The organism is Mycolicibacter icosiumassiliensis (assembly GCF_900078685.2).
GTDB lineage: Bacteria > Actinomycetota > Actinomycetes > Mycobacteriales > Mycobacteriaceae > Mycobacterium > Mycobacterium icosiumassiliensis.
This window is the reverse complement of sequence record NZ_LT546166.1, coordinates 2,041,521-2,055,278: the sequence shown is the minus strand read 5'-3', so window position 1 is coordinate 2,055,278 and position 13,758 is coordinate 2,041,521. Positions and strand designations below refer to the sequence as shown.

Annotated in this window: 11 protein-coding genes, 1 pseudogene and 1 other annotated feature; of the genes and pseudogenes, 8 read left to right on the top strand and 4 right to left on the bottom strand. The window is 66.0% G+C overall.

Translation table 11 applies throughout. From position 1 onward, the window contains the following. Positions 1–28 precede the first annotated feature (28 nt). The 3 genes from BN4346_RS33770 to BN4346_RS33760 form a co-directional block, all read right to left on the bottom strand. Complete coding sequence (locus BN4346_RS33770; protein WP_067972365.1) at positions 29–1,627, bottom strand: replication initiator; 1,599 nt, start codon at positions 1,625–1,627, stop codon at positions 29–31. Positions 1,628–1,650: 23 nt separating this feature from the next. Next, positions 1,651–3,099 carry an FtsK/SpoIIIE domain-containing protein gene (locus BN4346_RS33765; protein ID WP_067971444.1) on the bottom strand — a complete coding sequence of 483 codons (1,449 nt, stop codon included), beginning with the start codon at positions 3,097–3,099 and terminating at the stop codon, positions 1,651–1,653. A gap of 100 nt (positions 3,100–3,199) precedes the next feature. Further along, a complete protein-coding gene (locus tag BN4346_RS33760) occupies positions 3,200–3,538 on the bottom strand; it encodes an SCO3933 family regulatory protein (RefSeq protein WP_067971442.1) in 339 nt (112 codons plus the stop codon). Positions 3,539–3,827: 289 nt separating this feature from the next. Between BN4346_RS33760 and BN4346_RS33755 the strand changes: the two genes are divergently transcribed. From BN4346_RS33755 to BN4346_RS33730, 5 genes are all read left to right on the top strand, one after another. Further along, a complete protein-coding gene (locus BN4346_RS33755) occupies positions 3,828–4,169 on the top strand; it encodes a putative quinol monooxygenase (RefSeq protein WP_235653616.1) in 342 nt (113 codons plus the stop codon). A 128-nt stretch (positions 4,170–4,297) separates the two neighbouring features. Continuing rightward, positions 4,298–5,559 (top strand): IS3 family transposase gene (locus BN4346_RS33750; RefSeq protein ID WP_096867509.1). Its coding sequence is split into 2 segments (ribosomal slippage): positions 4,298–4,601 and positions 4,601–5,559, totalling 1,263 coding nucleotides; the frame shifts between segments, so codons are not numbered across the junction. After that, positions 4,597–4,728 (top strand) — a sequence feature (AL1L pseudoknot). (Overlaps the previous gene by 132 nt.) Before the next feature lie 120 nt (positions 5,560–5,679). Then, positions 5,680–6,561: an XRE family transcriptional regulator gene (locus tag BN4346_RS33745; RefSeq protein ID WP_235653615.1), complete on the top strand. Its 882-nt coding sequence runs from the start codon at positions 5,680–5,682 to the stop codon at positions 6,559–6,561. Positions 6,562–6,959: 398 nt separating this feature from the next. Further along, positions 6,960–7,763: a transposase gene (locus BN4346_RS33740; RefSeq protein ID WP_167666217.1), complete on the top strand. Its 804-nt coding sequence runs from the start codon at positions 6,960–6,962 to the stop codon at positions 7,761–7,763. A gap of 565 nt (positions 7,764–8,328) precedes the next feature. Continuing rightward, positions 8,329–9,252 (top strand): universal stress protein, encoded by a 924-nt coding sequence (locus tag BN4346_RS33730; protein WP_067971436.1) that lies wholly within the window; start codon positions 8,329–8,331, stop codon positions 9,250–9,252. A 374-nt stretch (positions 9,253–9,626) separates the two neighbouring features. Here the strand turns inward: BN4346_RS33730 and BN4346_RS33725 are convergent, their stop codons facing one another. Beyond that, positions 9,627–11,123, bottom strand: coding sequence for a YeeE/YedE thiosulfate transporter family protein (locus tag BN4346_RS33725; RefSeq protein ID WP_208863237.1), 1,497 nt, complete (start codon positions 11,121–11,123; stop codon positions 9,627–9,629). Positions 11,124–11,222: 99 nt separating this feature from the next. On the opposite strand from BN4346_RS33725, the gene BN4346_RS33720 reads away from it, so the two are divergent. From BN4346_RS33720 to BN4346_RS33710, 3 genes and pseudogenes are all read left to right on the top strand, one after another. Then, a complete protein-coding gene (locus BN4346_RS33720; protein ID WP_235653614.1) occupies positions 11,223–11,507 on the top strand; it encodes a YgaP family membrane protein in 285 nt (94 codons plus the stop codon). A gap of 12 nt (positions 11,508–11,519) precedes the next feature. Next, a complete protein-coding gene (locus BN4346_RS33715; protein WP_235653613.1) occupies positions 11,520–12,341 on the top strand; it encodes a sulfite exporter TauE/SafE family protein in 822 nt (273 codons plus the stop codon). Between the two features lie 134 nt (positions 12,342–12,475). Further along, positions 12,476–13,753: pseudogene (locus BN4346_RS33710) on the top strand (dihydrolipoyl dehydrogenase); the annotation flags it as partial. Positions 13,754–13,758 lie beyond the last annotated feature (5 nt).

The window sequence follows — 13,758 nt, the reverse complement described above, 5'->3', positions numbered from 1 at the left end:
CCGGCCGCTGGCGGGGGTGAAGTGGCCATCACCCGGCCCCCCGTGGTGGCGGCGGGATGCGGGTGACGACAGTCCGGGATTCGGTGATACCGGAGATGCGGGCGCCGATGTGGCGCAGGGCTGCGGAGATGACCAGGACGCGGTCCCCGGCGCTGGTGTGTCCGGCGCGGTCGAATTCCCACAGCATCTCATCGGTGTCGATCGGTTGCTGCCGCCCGCCTGTGCTTGCCGCCACCTCGTCAGCGAAATAGGAGCATCGCGAATCGGCTTGTGGCTGTGAATGTTTAGTCATCTGGTGGCGGGTCCAGGTGGCGCGAGCGGCGCGCAGGGCGCTCATGGTGGTCGAGTAGTGCCGGGATTTGGTGGTGATATGGCCGCGATACCCGAGAGTGTGCAGCCAGCGCCCGATCCCCGCCAACGACGGGCCTGCGGAGGCGGTGTGTTCGGCGAGTCCGGCGATGGTGACCAGGATGGCGCGCACATGTTCAGTGACGTCGACGTCACCGATCGCTTCTGCGGACAGCCGCCGGGCGGTGATCCCGAAATCGTGCAGGGATTTGGTGACGTATTTAGCCAGGTATGCTGCGACCCGGCGCGGCGACAACGGCGATACCGCCATGCGCGCGGTGTCGTTGGTTGTGAGATCGTTTGCGGCTATTGTGGTTTCGGGTGTTAATGGTTGGGTGTCGACCTGGGTGCCGAACCGCACCGTCTGCACTGCCTGTTGGTCGTGGTCGCTGCCGGCGTTGGCTATGTCGATGCGGACACGACCGGCAGCGTGTTGGATTAAGGCGGCCAGCTCGGCGGCGGTGATCGGTGACGACCAGCCGGGATGCCGATCGGCTACCGGACGGTGCTCCCCACCACCCCGAGGGGCGGCGGGGCCGTCATGATCGTGGTCACCTGATGTCGTGGTTTGGGCCGGTGGCGGGTCGAGGCGGACCAGGGCATGGATATGCGGGATGGCGCGGGCTTGTAGCTCAACGACTTTGACAAAACTGACCCGCACCGAACCCGCCTTGACACCAGCTGTTTTCAGGTGTGTCGCCACGGCGCGCCGTAGCGCGATGGTGAAGCGCCGCCACAGTTCAGGCAGATGCCAGGTGAACACGACATGCCCCAGATAGTCATAGCAGTCCGCGCATAATGGTTGGCCCACCATAGGGTCATCGGCGTGGATTATGGTGCAGCACAGTGGTTTTCCGTGCCGGCAGCGGCCCGCCGACCTGTTGGGTATGGCGTGACACGGTGTTCCGGTGGCGTTGTGCACCGCCCCGTAGCTCGGCGCGGTCAAAGTGGCGAACACTTGCGGCCGGGCCGCGACCTCGAGCGGGATGTCGTGGTGGCCGCCGGCGGCTCCGGCGTGCACGAGTTGCCATGTGTCACGGGCATACAGGTCTGAGCATGACGGGCACACCGCCGCGCGGCGGTTGTTGCAGCGCGTCCACACGGTGTGCCGACGCCCGGCTGTGTCAGCACCGGATAGTTGGATGGGGTGGGCGCAAAACCCGACGGATTCGGCGCGGTGCCACCACGACCCGAAACTCGGTGAGGAGGCGCGGCGCAGCATCTGAGCGATCACCGGCCCTACATCGGCGGTGGTCGGTAGCCCCGGCAACACGATCATCGGACTGTCCGCAACGACGGTGCTCACCGCTGCCCCTGATTGTCATGGTGATCGGGGCCATGGTCTCCGTTTTTGCCGCTGCCTGGTGTGCGAGGGCGGGGTGCGGGAAAGGTTCGGGCCAGGACGGTGATGTCGCGGTCGGTGACGTTAAATGCCCGCACCCGTATCGGGTCGGCGGTGCCGTCGATCATCATGTAGCCGACACCGGGAGTGGCATCAGCGATCAGGTCGCATTCGGCGCCGGCATCGCGTGCTCCTTGGCCCAAGACCATCGCGGTTTGGGTGGCTTCGGTCATCCGTAGTCCGATCCGCACGGTGAACAACTGCCGCACCGGCAGGGTGTCTTTGGCCGGGTCTTGCACCGCAGCGACCACTGATATCCCGACCGCGCGGCCCTGGGAGAGCAGCAGGCCCAGCAGTTGCTCGGTCTCGGTGCGCAGTTTGCGGTCGGTGAGATAGGCGGTCAGCGCGGCGATCTCGTCGATGACCACCACGATCAACGGCTCGGCCGGGGTGGGGGTGTGCAGGCGGGTGTGTCCGCGCAGCCGGTTGGCCCGCGCCTGCATCAACCCCACCAGCCCGCGCAGCAATTCGATCGTGGGTTGGCCGGTGTGGTGGCAGAACACCGAGAACATCGGGGCGCCGGCGCCCAGTTCCATGCCGCCTTTGGGGTCGATCACGCATAACCGCACCCGTCCGGTCTTCACGTGTGGTGCCAGTCCGGCGATCAGCGACCACAACACCGACCCTTTGCCCGACCCGGTGGCACCCGCGATCAGGATGTGCTGTCCCACCACGGGTAGCTGCCACCAGGTCCGCATCTCGGTGATCCCGACCCGCACCGCGGTCAAGTCGACCAGGGTTGCTCGCGTCGGCATGGGCAGGGCGATGGGTTGGGCCAGCACGTCACCGCGACTGATGATGATCCGCAGCTCGCCGGGGATGGTGGCGCGGATCGTAAGCCGATCGGCCCGCCATGCCGCCGCCAGCGCGTCGCCGCGCTTGTGCCAGTCGGTGATCGATTGGCCTGCCACCACCCGCAGGATCAGCACGTCGGCGTGATCCCCGATCCGCACCGACCGCACCGCGGGTATCAGGGTGCGCTCGCCCAGCCGGGCGGTCAAACCGTGCAGCGCGCACACCGAGGCCCAGTTGCGGTGATATCGCCACCATGCCAGCCAGCGCTGCCGCACCGGCGCGGTCACCCACGCGGTGAACGAGGACGGCTCCACGACCGCCCAGCCGATATAGGCCGCGACGGCCAGGACGACAGTCAGCAGGCCCGCGCGGGTGCCGTGGGCGACGGCGACCCAGATCGTCAGGACCACCGGAATGCTGAGCGTGGGGAACAGGATTGCCCACCACAGGAGCTGCCCGGCGGCTTTGACCAATCCCCAGATCAGCTCGCCGACCCAGTCATCATCAGGCGACGGATTAGTGTTGCGGTTGTTACGGTTTGAGGTGTTCGACATGATGGCACGCTTTCGGTTGCGACGGGTTGTGGTCTTGCCCAGGCGGCCGGCCCGACAGCCACACCGCGCTCATGCGGGTGCTGCCGGGCCAGCCCTCCGGTTACCGGACCTGCTGGCCCGTCTTCGCGGCCGCTGCCGGGTCGGCGGCAGTGATGGCCTCGGCGCGATACGCGATGCCCGAGCGGCCGTCCTGCGACCACGGCAACGCCACCAGGCCCGACACCGCAACGGGTTGCCCGACAATCACTTTCGGCTCACCGACCACGGTGACTGCCAGCACTTCGCCGCCGGTGGCGTCCAGGGCGATCAACTGCACTTGCCACAACGCCTGCCCGGTGGCTTTGTCGATGCGTGGTGCGCCGGTGTCAAAATTGGTGCGCTGCTCGGGGATTCGGGTGCACAGAAACGTCACGCCGGTGGTCTCGATTCGCAATTTCATGATGATGTGTCCTGTCTTCTCTGGTGAGCGGCCCAACGGTGTTGTTGGACCCGCCACCCAGTGCAGCCCGACACCAGCCCAGGTCGAGAACGGAGGACCAAAACACACAGCGCGGCTGTGCAAAACTGTGCGCTGCCTTGCACCGTCGCGCGTGGATTCACGGGTTGCCCCGCCCCGGCAGTTCCTGCGCGGCTCGTCAACGCCGCCAACGAGGCAGCCCGGTAGGGTGTGCTGCAACCGCGCACACGAGAACGGCAACAACGCGCCACAGCCGTGTCGCACGTTGGGAGTGACATTGTTCGCACTGCTGGTCAGGTTCACTATTCGCGCGGGACACGAGGACGCCTTCGACGCACTCGTCGCGCACACATTGGCCGCGATCACTACCGAGGAACCCGACACGATCGTCTATGCCAGCCACACCCAGGCCGAGGAGCCCAGCGTGCGGGTGTTCTACGAGTGCTACCGAAGCCACGACGCCTTCGAAGCCCACGAAGCCGCGCCACACCCCCGCCGGTTCCTGGCCGAGCGAACCCAACACCTGGCCCACCCACCCGAGGTGTGGACACTTACCCCCGTTGCCGGTGCGATCAACGGAAGGCCCCTTCGAGGCGACGGTGCCCCGCGCTGACCCCACAGCCGGCCACCTGGTTCGTACCTACCGCGAAGAAAAGAACTGGTCACGAGAGCGCCTGGCCGGCCAGATGAATCGCCCTGGAAATCCCGGAGGCTCCTGACCTTGGAAACGAGGATGCAGGTATGCCGAAGGAACAGTCGCCAGGTAGGCCCACGACACGCCGTTACGGCCCGGAGGAGAAGGCCGCCGCGGTGCGGATGGTCCGGACGTTGCGGACTGAGCTGGGCACCGAGCAGGGCACGGTGGCGCGGGTGGCGCGTCAGCTCGGTTACGGGGTCGAGTCGGTCCGGTCCTGGGTGCGCCAGGCCGATATCGACGACGGGCATGTACCGGGGGTGTCCACCGCTGAGATTGCGCGGATCAAGGAACTCGAACAGGAGAATCGAGAACTGAAGCGTGCCAACGAGATTCTGAAACGAGCAGCGAGTTTCTTCGGGGCGGAGCTCGACCGCCAACACCGCAAATAGTCGCGTTCATCGACGCGAATCGCGAGGAGTTCGGGGTCGAGCCCATCTGCACCGTCCTGCGTGAAGCAGGCGTGTCGGTGGCCCCGAGCACCTACTACGACACCAAAACCCGCAAGCCGTCGGCGCGGGCCTGCCGCGACGCGGTGCTGGGTCCGGTACTGCGAGCGCTCTGGGAGGACAACTACCGCGTCTACGGGGCACGCAAGCTCTGGAAAACCGCACGCAGGGCCGGCCACGACGTGGGCCGCGATCAGGTCGCCCGCCTGATGCGGGCAGCCGGGATCTGTGGGGCGCGGCGCGGCAAGCGCGTGCGGACCACCAAAGCAGATCCGGCGGCGACGCGGCATCCCGATCTGGTCAAACGGCAGTTCACCGCTACCGCTCCCAACCAGCTCTGGGTGACCGACCTGACGTTCGTGCCGACCTGGGCCGGGGTGGCCTATGTCTGTTTCCTCATCGACGCGTTCAGCCGGATGATCGTCGGGTGGCGGGTCGCCTCCCATATGCGCACCACGATGGTGCTGGATGCGATCGAGATGGCCCGCTGGTCACGCGGAATCCTGTTGCCGTACTTGGTATGTCATTCCGACGCCGGGTCGCAGTTCACTTCTATCCGCTACGGTGAACGGCTCGCCGAGATCGGCGCGACTCCCTCGATCGGCACCGTCGGGGACAGCTTCGACAACGCCCTGGCCGAAACCGTGAACGGCTACTACAAGGCCGAACTGATCTACGGGCCAGCACGTACCGGGCCGTGGAAGACCGTCGAGGACGTCGAGTTGGCCACCCTGAGCTGGGTGCACTGGCACAACACCAGCCGCCTGCACGGCTACCTCAGCGACGTTCCGCCGACCGAGTTCGAAGCGGCGTTCTACGATGCATCACGGAACGACCAGAACCTGGTCGAAATCCAATAGATCGAGCCTCCGGGAGAACCAGGGCGATTCACTTACGTGGAGCGGCTTCGTCTGGCCATCGCAGGTCACCCCGCCCCAGAGAGCATCATCAAACCGGTCGCTGATGGGCCACCCTGCGATGTGGAATCACTGCGACAACGCACCCTGCATGTCTGGGAGCGCATCCACGCCAGCGCCTATCGCGACATGGGACCAGCCATCGCCGCCCTGATCGGCGAGCTGGAAAACGCTAGCCGCGCTGCCGCGAAAACTCAACGCCCCGAGCTCTTTTCGCTTCTTGCCCAGACCTATCAAGCCGCTGCGGCGATGCTGGTCAAAGTCGGTGACCGCGGTGCGGGATGGGTCGCCGCCGACCGGGCCATCGCCGCCGCGGAACGAACCCACGATCCCGCCCTGATCCTGGCCGGTCAACTGCGCATGGCCCGCACCCTGCTGGACTCCAGCGAACAAGCACTGGCCCGCCACGTCTTAACCCAAGCCACCCAAGGACACGAAACCATCATCGCCGGCGGCGATCAGGGCCTGATCTCACTCGTGGGTTCCAGCGCGCTGCTGCTGGCGATTCTGCACGCCCGCGACGCCAACACCGCAGACGCCGAACAATGCCTGACGGTGGCACGCCGCCTCGCCGCCGTGCTGGGCGCCGACCGCAACCACCACGACACCGAATTCGGACCCACCAACGTGGCCATGCACGCCGTCGGTGTCGCGGTCGAGCTCGGCAACGGACAACAAGCCCTCGACCGCGCCGCCCACGTCCACCACACCGAGCAGCTCTCACCCGAACGCCAGGCCCGCTACCTGGTCGACATCGCCCGCGCCCACCTGCTCACCCGCTCCGGGCGCGGCGCACTGCTGGCCCTGATCAAAGCCGAACACATCGCGCTCGAAGAACTCGCCGAATCACCGCGCGTCGCCGAACTCATCGACGACATCGAAGCCCTGCACCGACGCCCGCGCCTGCCCGGCCTGCGTGAACTCCGCCAACGCCTCTACGGGTAAACGCCCACTCCCGCGATCCCCCGACACGGCCGCTGCGTGCCCGCCAACTCGGCCACCGCAACACCGTTCCCACAGCTCACCACCCACCCGAGCAGATCCGCCCTGCGGGTGGCTACCTCCGGGCTCCGCTGCGCTCCCTCTGCTTCCGTCCGCTGCCGCTCCCGTCCGCGCCGGTCGCTGCACTACGCCCTGCGTCCGCCACCCGCCACCGGCCACCGGCCACCGGCCACCGGCCACCGAGACCAGCCCACCGGTGAGCCGTGTGAGAACTTCCGCCGGCCGGACAACGGGCAAGCAACTACCGCGCGCATGGCCCCAGCGAGCGCAGCACGAGTCACCCTCGCTGCCGCCGATCAGATCACGACCAACCCCTGAAACAATGATGTCTGACCACGGCGGTGAGAACTTTCTTCACTGCTATCAAGACCGACAGCGCCGATGCCGCCGGCGCGGCAGCGATCGTGCTGGCGGCGAGGACGTCGGCGACCCCAAGACCGCAGACGGACATACTGAGATGTTGCGCGTGCTGCGGTTGGCCCCCATCAGCGCCGTCCGGGCCCGCGCCAAGGCGTTCAACGCCCCTCAAAGACCTCATCGTCACCGCGCCGGCCAACTTGCGTGAACAGCTCGCCGGTTTGCATAAACTCCATCTCATCGCTGCATGTGCCGACCTGGCCACATCCGGAATCGCCTGTACCCCAGCAGAAGCGGTCACCGTCGCGGTGAAATCGCTGGCCCAGCGTTGTCGGCAACTCGACGCCGAGACCAAGGCATTGGACATCCAGATCGAGGCTCTCACCGCCCAGGCGTGCCCACCGTTGCGTCAGGTGTACGGCGTGGGCCCCGACACCGCCGCTACCCTGCTCGTCGCCCTCGGCGACAACCCGGAAGGCATCGGTTCCGACGCCGCGTTCGCCAAACTCTGCGGTGTCTCGCCCATCGATGCATCCAGCGGCAAAACCGTGCGGCACCGACTTAATCGCGGCGGAAACAGAGACGCCAACCGCGCCCTGCACATCATCTGCGTTGTTCGACTCCGCTGCCACCAATCCACCCGCGACTACCTCGCCCGCCGCATCAGCGAAGGCGGGACCAAACCCGAAATCATTTGCTGCATAAAGAGATACATCGACCGCGAGATCTACCACGCCGTGCTGCCCACCCGCCAACAAATCCCCACTCAAACCATTGCCACAACGTAGGAGCATTTGCTATCAAGCGGACACTTGCACCACGCCACTGGGTTTGGCCCCGCAAAGACCCGTCCGCTGGCTATACTGCGAATCGTTCGTATTCACGCGGAAGGGAGTGCGTCGTATGTCCGCATCGAAGGGAGGCGCCGAGGTTTCGCGGGCGCATCTGGCTGAGCATGAGAAAATGGCGCAGGCGCACTTGCGAGAGCATCGGGAGTTGGCGGACGGCCACCTCGCTGACCTTCGAGCCCTCGCGGATCGGCATCTGGCTGAGCATCGCGCATTCTCTGAACGGAGCGACTTATCCAGTAGCGAGTACGAGTCGTTAGCGGCGCGGCACAGGGACGAGCACCGTAAGCTCACCGAGCGACTGCTGCAAGAGCACCACAGTTTGGCTGATCGACACCTGGCCGAACTGGACGCACTTTGGACACGTCACTCGCACGAACATGCAGATTGAACGGCCCGGTCGAGGTAGATCGGATCTGATCGGCTGCCAACGTCAGTGGTACCCGGGTCCGCTCGTCTGTACCTGACGTGCATTGGTAATGCATTTGAGAAGAGAGAAACTTAGATGTCACCCCAGCACACACACCCTGGAATCGTGGTCGGTGTCGATGGTTCAACATCGTCGATGGTGGCGGTTGAATGGGCCGCGCGCGACGCTGAGATGCGCAATGTCACGCTGAAGGTAGTGCACATCGTGGGACCCGTGGTCGTGGCTAGCGATGAGTGGTCAGATATCCCGGCGCCTGGCGACTATGCGCAGTGGCGCGAAGACCAGGCGCGCCAAGTCATCGAGCAGGCTTACCAGCTCGCTCTCGCGGCTGGTGTGCCCAGCCGCGCACCGCGGGTCACGACCGAGGTGATACTGCAAGCCCCGATCGTCCCCACCATGGTGGAGCTGTCCAAGCAGGCCGAGATGGTGGTGGTGGGGTGCCGTGGCCAGAGCGCGGTAGCTAGCGCCCTGCTGGGATCGGTCAGCTCCGGGGTGGTGCATCGCGCGCATTGCCCGGTCGCGGTCGTCCACGATGAGGACCCGCTCATGGCGCGCTCGCCGCAGGCGCCTGTGGTGGTGGGCGTCGATGGCTCGCCGACCTCGCAGTTGGCCACGGAGATCGCCTTCGATGAGGCGGACCGGCGCGGCGTGGGATTGATCGCGCTGCATGCCTGGAGTGATATGGGTCCAGTCGACTTTGCGAGCATGAACTGGGCGCCTATCGAATGGCGAAATATCCAAGATCAGGAGGAAGAAGTCCTCGCCGAGCGGCTGTGCGGATATCAGGACCGGTATCCCGATGTGGCTGTGCACAAGATTGTGGTGAGCGACCGACCAGCCCCGCGACTGCTCGAACAGGCCCAGACAGCCCAATTGGTGGTCGTGGGTAGTCATGGCCGCGGTGGGTTTCCCGGCATGTTGCTGGGCTCGGTCAGCCGGGCAGTGGTGAACTCGGCGCGCATTCCGGTCATCGTCGCCCGCATCCCCCGGTGCGATTGAGGTGATACTGGTATTACCAGAACACGAAGTCTCGACCCGATGCTGCGCAAGTAGATTCAAGGAGGTTGTCAGATCGGCATCGCGCACGCCGAGGCGGCAACCTGGCATCTACACAACATATTGTTCCCACAATTCGTGTCTAGATGTGCGTGCCGGCTTAGCGCTGGACCGTTCAAGTGGAACAAGCGGCTTCGTCCGTACTTCACACCGACCTCATCACACCGACCTCATCGATTTCGCTAAGGCTAATCAAGTAGCGCGCTGATTTCGTGACCTCACAGATCGAGTGCACGCCACGCGCGAGGCGATCAGCGTCGAAGATCGATCGGGATACATTTGGGTTCAACGAGATTCGAGAATCCGGATGTTTGGGGTCAACGTTGTCCCTTATTCGTGTGGTGCCACGCTACGGCTGGCCCGTGGCGGGAGGCGATGGTTACCGCGATCAGCAGTAGCAGCGGGATCAGCGCGGGTATCAGCACGTCGGTGAGTGTGAGCTGCCCCAGGTTTCGCCCGCCGGTCAGGGTCGCACCGATGACGGTCATGGTGGCGAAGCCAGCCAGCGCGACGCCCAGGAGCACTGCCGTGCGCACGGTCGTCGGCTCACTTTGGTGACGATGTTGGCTGCGCGGCGGTTGGGTGCCCGGGGCGTCGGGGTTCGTCAGCGAACTCACGTCACGGTACATCAACCGGGCCGTCACCAGCATCGCGGCCACCGTCGCGGCGGTGAACAGCCATCCGCTCAACGCCAGTTGGATGCCGCCGCTGAGCATGTGGCCGCTGGTGCACCCGCCGGCCATCCGGGCGCCGAAGAGCACCAGAAAAGACCCGCCGAAGCATCCGATCGCGCGTCTGACCGTGCTGGGGCCGAACCGGTTGCGCCACGTCGGCGGAACGACCGGGTGAAAGGCGGTGAAGCGCCTGCTGATGAACAGCGCGCAGACGAACCCACCGAAAAACACTCCGACGTCGGTGAGCGGCTCCCAGCCGATACTCGCGAAAACCTCTGTGCTGTAGGTAAACTGCGGCAACAGCAGGTGCCCGACCAACCAGGAGTACGTGGTGGACTGCCCGAAGATCTGGTGCAGGAAGATCGCCAGGACCGTGACACTCGCGACGGCCAACCCGACGGCACTGATGGTGCGCGCGTAGAAGTTGGCGGCGGGTACCTCGCGCGAGGTCAGGCGCTGATACCAGGTGGGGGTGCGTGAGCGCGTCGGATCGACCGCCCCTTCGGCGAGGTATGCCGCCGTGTCGCGCATGAGTACCAGGTCGTGTTCATCGAGGGGACAGCTCGCCAGGTGCCGAAAACAACTGTGTCTGCCGCCCTGATACCGGGGCAGGAAGTACAGCAGGGTCAGGGCCGCCGCCGCATAGCCGACCGCGACGACGAACGTCGCCAGCCGCGGGATGTGGGCGATGTGCCCGGTGACCACCAGATCCCCGAAGTTCGCTGCGCTGACTAGCCAGTGCCCGGTCGGCGTCTCGTAGAGGACCGTCCAGGCCGCCGCCCCCAGCAGACCGCCAGGAATCGCATAGAGGACGTCGCGGCGGCCTTCGCCGAGGGCGATCCATTCGCTGCCGGGGAAGTAGCCGCTGATGGCCACGCCCACACCGAACAACAGCCCCCCCAACGTCACCCCGTAGACATAGAGCGGCTTGGGCGAAAAATGCATCGCAAACCCCAGGGCGTAGAGCCCGTAGAGCATCACCGCGCCGATCGCGGTGACGAACGCAAAGCAGCCGACGAGCAGGCGATCCACCAGCCTGGCCGCTCGAATGACGGTTTCGGGATTGCCGATTCCCCACAGCGCGGCGGGAACGCCGAACGCGGCGCCGATCAACAACCCCACCCACAGCGGAGCGGTCACTTCCACCATGGTGATCCATTGTGGCCCAGCCGGCGGCGCGCAAACGCCCGGCCCGGCGGCGATGAAAAATGCGGGGCCGGCGCGGGCTAAAATCTTGCGATGACTCAGCACCGAGATGTCGATCCCGTCGAACAGGGAATGCTCGGGATGCCCAGACCGCAGGGATGGACGATCGAGCGGATCATGGCGCTCATGGCGGGAAGCCTGATCCTTGTCACCCTGGGTTTGGGGCACACGCGCTCCCCCCGGTGGCGGATCGTGACCGGCCTTGTCGGGATCAACCTGCTGCTCGACGCGGCCGTGGGGTGGTGCCCGGCGAGTCTGGTACTGCATCGGCTGGGGGTTCCGACGGCGGGCGAGCGCGCGTCGGGCATCCACGCCTAGAACACGCCGGCGATGATGCTGGGCGCCGCCCGCCTAGCCGCGGCGCTGCCGTTGGGTTTGTTGGTCGGGTTGTCGCTGGGCGCCCTCGGGGGTGGCGGATCGATTCTGGCGGTGCCGGCCCTGGTCTACGGGGCGGGCGAGACGCCGCACACGGCGACGACGACCTCGCTCATCGTGGTCGGGGCATCCGCCCTGGCCGGGATTTTCGGCCACCTGCCGGCGGGGCGGGTGCGTCTCGGGCTCGTCGGCATCGGCGGATCGTTTCTGGGCTCGTTGAGCAGTCAAGCGGTACCCGATGATGTGCTGCTGCTGGCCTTCTCCGGCTTGATCCTGGTCGCTGCGTGGCGCATGCATCGCCGCTCCGGCGAGACGCCGTGCCACGCCAAACAACACACGGCCCCGGCGAGCACCCTCGGCCCGGGTCGGGCGCGGCCGTCGCAAACACCCGAGCACACGCGAATCGCCATCCCCACCGCTGTGCGGGTGGTGATCGCCGGAACCGCGGTGGGGTTTCTCACCGGGTTCTTCGGTGTGGGCGGCGGTTTCGTCGTCGTGCCCGCACTGGTGCTCACCCTGGGCTACGAGATGCCGGTCGCCGTCGGCACCTCGCTGCTCGTTATCGCCATCAGCTCGGCCGAAGGGTTGTTCTTTCGCCTGGCGAGCGGCGACGTCGATTGGGCGGTCGCGTTACCTTTCACCGCGGCAGGGATGGTCGGGGTGCTCCTCGGGGACGCGGTCGCCGCCAAGGTGCCGGCTGCACGGCTCACGTCGTTGTTCGTCTGGCTGATGGTGGCGGTCGCCCTCTACACGGCCGGCGAATCGGCGCTGACGTGATGAACGAACGACGACGGATGCTGACGAAGGGAGATTCACATGGATGACATCGAGGTGCTCACAATCGGCGCGGGTGGGGGCGGCTACCCGGCGGCTTTCCGGCTGGCCGCGGCGGGGCGGCGGGGGTCGATCCCAAAGGAGTGATGAGCGGAAATTGCCTGGCCGAGGGCTGCGTGCCGTCCAAAGCCGTGCGCGAAGTCGCCCATCACCTCCTGCAGCACCGGCGCTTCGGGAAAAACGGATTGCACGGGGAGGTTCTGGTCGACTACGCCGAGGTTGTCGCCCACAAGGACCAGGTGCAAACCCGCCGCTATGCCCAGCACGACGCGGAACTGCGGGCCGCGCCGAATGTCACCCTGGTGACTGGAACCGCGAGCATCGTCGATCCGCACACCGTGGCCGTGGACCCCGGCGAGGGTGCGCGCCGGTTCAGTGCACGCAACATCGTCATCGCCAGCGGGTCAGATATTTCCGTACCCCCCATACCTGGGATCGGGCTCTGCCTCAACAGCCGCGACCTATATGCTCATCACCCGTCCCTTTCGACGCTGCCGGCCTCCATGCTGGTCATCGGCGGCGGTTACGTGGGTTTGGAGACTGCGTCGTTTTTCTCGGCCTTCGGGGTTCAGGTGACCGTGTTCGAACGGGAGGCTCAGCTGTTGCCCGGGATGGATCCCGACATGGTCGGGCTGCTGGCTGGGCTGCTGGACCCGAATATCGACGTCATTCTGCAGGCCGAGGTGCGGCGGGTCGAACGCACACCAACGGGCGTGCGGGTGGTGTTCTTCGACGGAACCGCAGAGCAGCACAGGACGGCGCAGGTGGCGTTTCAGGCGCTGGGGCGCCACCCGGTGATTCCGGCGGGGTTGCGGGAGATCGGCGTGGCGGTAGGCGCCCATGGCGTGCAGGTCAATCCCACCCTGCAAACCACTCTCCGCCACATCTACGCCTGCGGTGACGTCAACGGGAAAACCCCGCTGTTCCACGCCGCGGTCCGTCAATCCCTGGCCGCCGCGAACAACATCATGGCCGGTGATCACCGTGCCGATGTCGTGGACTTCCTGTCGACTCCTACGACGGTGTTCACCCTTCCGGCCGCCGCCTATGTGGGTCTGACCCGCACATCCGCGGCGGCGCAGGGCATCTCCATCCAGGAGGGCGCCTATTCGTTCGCCGAGGACAGCCGGGCACAGATCTTCGGCGAAACCGGCGGCGAGATCCGGCTGTTCTTCCACCCGGATTCGCTGCGACTGCTGGGTGGTTGGGTCGTCGGCATCGATGCGGGCAACCTCATCGGCCAGATCGGGCTCGCTGTGTCTCGTGGCCTGGACGCCGGGGACCTCGCCGCCTTCGCCGACCAGCACCCGATGAGCGCCGAGGGCATCTCCCGAGCCGCCCGCAGCCTCTTTTAGCTTTA